Source organism: Microbacterium xerophyticum, assembly GCF_053543555.1.
In genome coordinates, this window is record NZ_JBLVOB010000004.1 from 63,489 (window position 1) to 67,367 (window position 3,879).

The 3,879-nt window shown below is 64.7% G+C and carries 4 protein-coding genes; all 4 read right to left on the bottom strand.

What is annotated here, in order from left to right; translation table 11 throughout:
• Nucleotides 1–20: 20 nt before the first annotated feature.
• Nucleotides 21–2,135: an elongation factor G gene (gene fusA / locus ACNPNP_RS02915; protein WP_448964566.1), complete on the bottom strand. Its 2,115-nt coding sequence runs from the start codon at nucleotides 2,133–2,135 to the stop codon at nucleotides 21–23.
• Between the two features lie 90 nt (nucleotides 2,136–2,225).
• Nucleotides 2,226–2,696 carry a 30S ribosomal protein S7 gene (rpsG, locus tag ACNPNP_RS02920; RefSeq protein ID WP_033106048.1) on the bottom strand — a complete coding sequence of 157 codons (471 nt, stop codon included), beginning with the start codon at nucleotides 2,694–2,696 and terminating at the stop codon, nucleotides 2,226–2,228.
• Nucleotides 2,697–2,701: 5 nt separating this feature from the next.
• The gene (gene rpsL / locus ACNPNP_RS02925) at nucleotides 2,702–3,070 is read right to left on the bottom strand and encodes a 30S ribosomal protein S12 (RefSeq protein WP_033106047.1); all 369 of its coding nucleotides are present in this window, start codon (nucleotides 3,068–3,070) and stop codon (nucleotides 2,702–2,704) included.
• Between the two features lie 253 nt (nucleotides 3,071–3,323).
• Nucleotides 3,324–3,879: SCO7613 C-terminal domain-containing membrane protein (locus tag ACNPNP_RS02930; RefSeq protein WP_448964567.1), on the bottom strand; the 556-nt coding region annotated here is incomplete at its 5' end.

Genomic DNA, 3,879 nt, shown 5'->3' on the forward strand with positions numbered 1-3,879 from the left:
CCCCCCCCGGACGGAAGGGCTTACTCGCCCTTGGTCTTCTGGACGATCTCCTCGGCGACAGCCTTGGGGACCTCGGCATAGGAGTGGAACTCCATCGAGTAGACCGCGCGACCGGAGGTCTTCGAGCGCAGGTCGCCGATGTATCCGAACATCTCGGACAGCGGGACCTGTGCACGGACGACCTTGACGCCTGCGGCGTCCTCCATCGACTGGATCTGACCACGACGCGAGTTCAGGTCGCCGATGACGTCGCCCATGTACTCCTCAGGAGTACGCACTTCGACGGCCATCAGCGGCTCGAGGAGCACGGGGTTGGCGCGACGGAGAGCTTCCTTGAAGCCCATGGACCCGGCGATCTTGAACGCCATCTCCGAGGAGTCGACGTCGTGCGCCGCACCATCGACGATGGTCGCCTTGACGCCCACGATCGGGTAGCCGGCGAGGACGCCGACGTTCATCGCATCCTGGAAACCAGCATCGATGGAGCCGATGTACTCGCGCGGGATGCGACCACCGGTGACGGCGTTCACGAACTCGTACGTCTTCTCGGCGTCCAGGTCGAGCGGCTCGATGTTGAACTGGATCTTCGCGAACTGACCCGATCCACCCGTCTGCTTCTTGTGGGTGTAGTCGTACTTCTCGACGGTCTTGCGGATCGTCTCGCGGTACGCCACCTGGGGCTTGCCGACGTTCGCCTCGACGTTGAACTCGCGCTTCATGCGATCCACGAGGATGTCGAGGTGCAGCTCGCCCATGCCCTTGATGGTCGTCTGACCGGTCTCGGGGTTGAGCTCGGTGCGGAAGGTCGGGTCCTCTTCGGCGAGCTTCTGGATGGCGACACCCAGCTTCTCCTGGTCGGCCTTGGTCTTCGGCTCGATGGCGACCTCGATGACCGGCTCAGGGAACGTCATCGACTCGAGGACGACCGGGGATGCCGGGTCGGTGAGGGTGTCACCGGTGGTGGTGTCCTTCAGACCGATGACCGCGTAGATGTTTCCGGCGGTGACCGAGGGGACCGGGTTCTCCTTGTTGGCGTGCATCTGGAAGATCTTGCCGATGCGCTCCTTCTTACCCTTGGTCGAGTTGATGACCGCGGAGCCGGAGTCGAGGTGGCCCGAGTAGACGCGAACGTAGGTGAGGCGACCGAAGAACGGGTGCACAGCGACCTTGAACGCGAGTGCCGCGAACGGGTCGTTCGAGTCGGGGTGGCGCTCGATGATCGTGTCGTAGTCCTTCGGGTCGTGCGCCTGGATGGCACCGACGTCGAGGGGGTTCGGCAGGTAGTCCACGACCGCGTCGAGCATGGGCTGCACGCCGCGGTTCTTGAACGCCGAACCGCACAGGACCGGGTAGATCTCCGAAGCGACGGTGAGCTTGCGGATCGCGCCCTTGATCTCGGCGGTCGTGAGCTCCTCGCCACCGAAGAACTTCTCGAGCAGCGCGTCGTCGGTCTCGGCGACGGTCTCGAGGAGCTGCTGACGGTAGTCGGCCGCCTTCTCCTTGAGGTCCTCGGGGATCTCGCGGATCTCGTAGGAGGCGCCCATGGTCACGTCACCCTTGGAGTCACCCGCCCAGACGAGTGCACGCATCTCGACGAGGTCGACGACGCCGATGAAGTCGTTCTCCGCGCCGATCGGCAGCTGGATCACGAGCGGCTTGGCGCCGAGACGGCTGATGATCGTGTCGACCGTGAAGTAGAAGTCGGCGCCGAGCTTGTCCATCTTGTTGACGAAGCAGATGCGCGGGACGTTGTACTTGTCGGCCTGACGCCACACGGTCTCGGACTGGGGCTCCACGCCCTCCTTGCCGTCGAAGACGGCGACAGCACCATCGAGGACGCGGAGCGAGCGCTCCACCTCGACCGTGAAGTCCACGTGACCGGGGGTGTCGATGATGTTGATCTGGTTCTTGTCCCAGAAGCAGGTCACGGCGGCAGACGTGATCGTGATGCCGCGCTCCTTCTCCTGCTCCATCCAGTCGGTGGTCGAGGCGCCATCGTGCGTCTCGCCGAGCTTGTGGTTGACGCCCGTGTAGAACAGGATGCGCTCGGTGGTGGTGGTCTTGCCGGCATCGATGTGCGCCATGATGCCGATGTTGCGGACCTTGCTCAGGTCGGTGAGCACGTCTTGTGCCACAGGAGTGTCCTTATCTTCGAGATGTCGCTGAACGACGAGGTGAAGGATGCTCGGTCAGGGGCGGGAGCGCCCCTGACCGAGCGAAGCTGTTTACCAGCGGTAGTGAGCGAACGCGCGGTTCGACTCGGCCATCTTGTGAGTGTCCTCACGACGCTTGACCGCTGCGCCCAGGCCGTTCGACGCATCCAGGATCTCGTTCTGGAGGCGCTCGGTCATGGTCTTCTCACGACGACCCTTGGCGTAGCTGACGAGCCAGCGCAGCGCGAGGGTGTTCGCACGGTGAGGCTTGACCTCGACCGGGACCTGGTAGGTCGAGCCACCGACGCGGCGGCTGCGGACCTCAAGGGTGGGGCGCACGTTGTCGAGCGCCTTCTTGAGGGTGGCGACGGCATCCTGGCTGTTCTTCGCCTCGACGCCGCGGAGGGCGCCGTAGACGATCGATTCTGCCAGCGACTTCTTGCCGTCGACGAGGATCTTGTTCACCAGCGAGGTGACGATCGGAGCGCCGTATACCGGGTCGTTGACGACGGGGCGCTTGGGGGCGGGACCCTTACGAGGCATCTAACTCAACCCTTCTTCGCGCCGTAGCGGGAACGAGCCTGCTTACGGTTCTTGACTGCCTGGGTGTCCAGGGCGCCACGGACGATCTTGTAACGCACACCGGGGAGGTCCTTGACACGACCGCCGCGGACGAGCACCAGGGAGTGCTCCTGCAGGTTGTGGCCCTCGCCGGGGATGTAGGCGGTGACCTCGGCCCCGTTGCGCAGCTTCACACGAGCGACCTTGCGCATCGCCGAGTTCGGCTTCTTCGGGGTGGTGGTGTAGACGCGGGTGCATACCCCGGCCTGCTGCGGGTTCGACTTGAGCGCCGGCGCCTTGGTCTTGGTGACCTTGGGCGAGCGACCCTTGCGAACCAACTGCTGAATGGTTGGCACGTTCTCTCCTCATAATGCTGCACGGTGACAGCGTGATGGGTTTCACATCATGACCCACCGGCACGCCTGATCAGGCGCGCTTTTGGTGTGATGGGTATGCCGTGGGGGCAGACCGGTATGGACCGGCGCCCGTGTGCAGGCACGCCGAGACGTGCACACACCTGATCAAGTGTAATGCCGCGTAACGTATGCGGTCAAATGACGGCGGATCCGGCGGTTCGTCGGCGTGTCCCCGCTCTGAGCGGGCCGGTTCTCAACGCAGATCGCGTATCCGCGCGACCACCGTGTCCGCATCACCGCTGCGCCGCTCATAGGTGACGGCGATGGTGAGCAGCACGGCCCCGATCACGGCGAGCGTGATCCACCACGGCATCGATTCTATTCCCCGGCCGATCTGCACCGAGAACACGAACACGTTCTCGATCGGGAGCACGATCATGCCGAGGATGAAGGGTGCCGCCAGACGCCTGCCGGCTCCGACCATGATCGCCGCGAGCGCGAGGACCATGACGAGGATCGCGCGCCAGGTCAACGGGTCGGTGAACGTGGCGACGATGGAGGCACTCATCATCGTGATGATCCCTGGCGCGAGAAGGCGCCAGGAGCCGTGGTGCCCGGACGGCCACGCGTGCAGACCGCCGCCGCTCTCCGTCGTGCGCAGCCTCAGGCGATGGATGCCGGCGAGCAGGAGGAACGCGCCGAGCGGCAGCGAGAACCACTCCACTCTCAGGTCCCTCGGGCTCCATGCGACGACGCCGGTCACGAACGCGATCGCGAACAGGAACCACACCGGCGGCAGGGGGGGGCGC